This is a genomic window from Propioniciclava sp. (assembly GCF_029977985.1).
Lineage (GTDB): Bacteria > Actinomycetota > Actinomycetes > Propionibacteriales > Propionibacteriaceae > Propioniciclava.
This window is the reverse complement of the sequence record NZ_JARKOT010000079.1, coordinates 1-2,962: the sequence shown is the minus strand read 5'-3', so window position 1 is coordinate 2,962 and position 2,962 is coordinate 1. Positions and strand designations below refer to the sequence as shown.

At 71.0% G+C, this 2,962-nt stretch carries 4 protein-coding genes; 3 read left to right on the top strand and 1 reads right to left on the bottom strand.

Annotation, left to right across the window (positions count from 1 at the left end; all coding sequences use genetic code 11):
- The coding region (locus Q1K57_RS04550) for an alpha-amylase family glycosyl hydrolase (RefSeq protein ID WP_300079460.1) at nucleotides 1–488 on the bottom strand (488 nt) is incomplete at its 3' end.
- 96 nt (nucleotides 489–584) lie between these two features.
- On the opposite strand from Q1K57_RS04550, the gene Q1K57_RS04545 reads away from it, so the two are divergent.
- From Q1K57_RS04545 to fbaA, 3 genes are all read left to right on the top strand, one after another.
- On the top strand, nucleotides 585–1,184 hold the full coding sequence (locus tag Q1K57_RS04545; RefSeq protein WP_300079458.1) for a helix-turn-helix domain-containing protein: 600 nt from the start codon (nucleotides 585–587) through the stop codon (nucleotides 1,182–1,184).
- A gap of 449 nt (nucleotides 1,185–1,633) precedes the next feature.
- Nucleotides 1,634–2,185, top strand: coding sequence for a hypothetical protein (locus Q1K57_RS04540; RefSeq protein WP_300079455.1), 552 nt, complete (start codon nucleotides 1,634–1,636; stop codon nucleotides 2,183–2,185).
- 73 nt (nucleotides 2,186–2,258) lie between these two features.
- Nucleotides 2,259–2,962 (top strand): class II fructose-bisphosphate aldolase (gene fbaA, locus Q1K57_RS04535; RefSeq protein WP_300079453.1); only part of this gene is annotated, 704 nt, incomplete at its 3' end.

The following is a 2,962-nucleotide window of genomic DNA, read 5'->3' as shown; positions in this document are numbered from 1 at the left end:
AGGTCGGCGACGGCGTCCGAGGCGTGGTTGAGCGCGACGAGGTGACCGTGGCCCTCGAAGTCGGCCGCCCTGGGTTCGCCCGAGCTCCAGTCGATCCGGAACAGCGCGTTCTCGGGGGCGTCCGGGCTCGACATCGCCGCGCGAAAAAGCGGATTGTCGGAGCCCACGTGGTTGAACACCCCGTCGAGCACCACCTTGATGCCGCGTGCATGGGCGCCCTCGATGAACCCCGCGAAGTCGGCGTCGTCGCCCAGGCGCGGGTCGATGCGGTAGTAGTCGAGCGTGTCGTAGCCGTGCGTCGACGACGTGAAGATCGGCCCCAGCAGCAGGCCGTTGCAGCCGAGCTCGACCACGTGGTCGAGCCAGTGGGACAGATGCCCGAGGCGGTGGGTGAGGGCGCGTTCGGCGTCCGATCCGGGGCGGATGGGGGCACCCGTGAACCCGAGGGGGTACACCTGCCAGAAGATGGCGTGATCGGTCCAGGTCATTAGACTTCCTCCACTGGTGAGCCTGACTCACTAACGGTTCGAGTGTAGCGGGGGGCGGGTTGGTGAGTCCAACTCACTTACCGCTAGGCTAGTGCCATGCCTGCCGAAGCAACCGGACGCCGCCGCCTGGCCCCCGAGGTCCGTCGGGACGCGATCCTGGCTGCCGCGCGTCCTGCGTTCGCAGGCAGGCCCTATGGTGACGCCTCCGTCGCCGACATCGCCACCGCCGCGGGCGTGTCTCAGGCGTTGGTCTTCAAGTACTACGAGTCGAAGGCAGACCTCGCCGCAGCGGTGGTGCGGGCGGGAGCCGCCGACCTCGCCCTCGCGCGCGACCGGTCGGACGCCGCACTGGCGCGGCCCGCGTCCGCCCGCGACCGGGTGCGCGCGGCCCTCGTCGTCCTCCTCGATGCCGTCGCCCGCACGGGCGGCTTCGCGTTCGGCGTCGCCGTCGACGAGCCCGCCCCCGTCGCCGACGCCCGCGCCGAGGCGCGTGCGGAGTGGCTCGGCTGGCTCCGTGGCGTCCTGCAGCCTGCCGCCGCCGCCCGTGACGCCCTCGCCCTGGTCGGCTTTCTCGGTTTCATGGACGCCGCCGCTGCGGCCTGGGCGGCCGACGGCTGCCCCGAAGCCGACCGCTGGCCCCTCGTCGACGCCGCCCTCGGCGCACTGGAGGGGGCTCTGGGCGACTGGCGCCGCTGAGCCCACGCGCGCCGGCGCGGGGCGGCAGGCCGCAGGGGCGTCGGCGGGGCAGTGAGGCGGGGCGGCGGCGTCCGAGCGGGGCTGAGTGAGCTCAGTAGAAGATCCGGGCCGGCAGACCAGCCCGAAGCTTCTCCTGAGCCCACTCCGCCATGTCGAGGGAGCCTCGACCCACGCATCCGGGGCTCCCGACGGAGAAAGGCGAGCTCGCGATGCTGGGTAGCATGGCCGCCATGACCCAGCCGCCTGCTCAGCCACCCGCCGGTGGCTGGCCGTCACCCGAGGCGTCCGCGCGCTGGAACCCACCCCACCGGACCCCCCACCTGCCCCAGCCCCAGCCCCAGCAGCCACACCCCCAGCCCCAGCAGCTACAGCCTCAGTCCGAGCCGTTACAGCCTCGGCTACAGCAGCAACCCCTTCCGCCCGCGGCGACGCTTCCCGCGCCGCCGCCGATGCCCATCCCGCGCGACACGCTGGACCACCCTGTGTTCTTCAATCCCGCCCCTGCCGTCCTGGCGTGGCGTCGGGCGAGGGGGGCGTTCGTGTGGTCGATCGGGTCGCTCGTGGTCAACGGCGTGGTGTGGGCGGCGATCTGGTGGTTCTACTACCGCGACGACACCACCGTCTGGCAGGGCTGGTTCCCGTGGGTGCTGGGTTTCAGCCTCGCCGTCTCTGCCGGTGTCATCGCCTGGCGCGCGGCGAAGTTCGTCCGGGCCAAGCGCGAGCTGGCCGCCCTCCACGAGGGGCTGGCCCTCGGCGTCGGCCGGGGTGGGCTCTTCCTCGCCGACGCCGGCGCCCACCTCCCCTGGACGCAGGTGGCCGGCCTCGACGCCCTCCCCGGACGCCTCGGCGGGAGCCGCCGCCTGGTGGTGCGCGGGGCGTCCGGTCAGAAGCACACCCTGCCACTCGACCACCTCGCCACGAACCCGGCCGCGCTGGACGGAGCGGTCCGGGCGATGTCGGGGGGACGGTCGTGGATTGAGTTGGGTCGTCTGGACGACTGAGCCCCCCGCGCTCCCCGAAATGCGACACAATGGGGTCTGCCAACCCAAGCGTCAAGCAAGGAGATCACACACCATGCCCATTGCAACTCCTGATGTCTACGCGGAGATGATCGATCGCGCCAAGGAGAAGGGTTTCGCCTACCCCGCGATCAACGTCACGTCGTCGCAGACGCTCAACGCGGCCATCCAGGGCTTCGCCGATGCCGAGTCCGACGGCATCATCCAGGTGTCGACCGGTGGCGCCGAGTACGCCTCCGGCCAGAAGGTCAAGGAGATGGTGACCGGTGCGGTCGCGCTCGCCGAGTTCGCGCACGTGGTGGCCAAGAAGTACTCCGTGAACATCGCGGTGCACACCGACCACTGCCCGAAGGACAAGCTGGACACCTACGTCCGCCCGCTGCTCGCGATCTCCGCCGAGCGCGTCAAGAACGGCCAGGATCCGCTGTTCGGCTCGCACATGTGGGACGGCTCCGCGGTGCCGCTGGAGGAGAACCTTCAGATCGCCGAGGAGCTGCTCAAGCAGACCTCCGCGAACCACCAGATCCTCGAGATCGAGGTCGGCGTTGTCGGTGGCGAGGAGGACGGCGTCGCCGCCGAGATCAACGACAAGCTGTACTCCACCATCGAGGACGGCATGGCCACCGCGAAGGCCCTCGGCCTCGGCGAGAACGGCCGCTACATCACGGCCCTCACCTTCGGCAACGTGCACGGCGTGTACAAGCCGGGTGCCGTCAAGCTGCGCCCCGCGGTGCTCAAGGAGATCCAGGACGCCGTGGG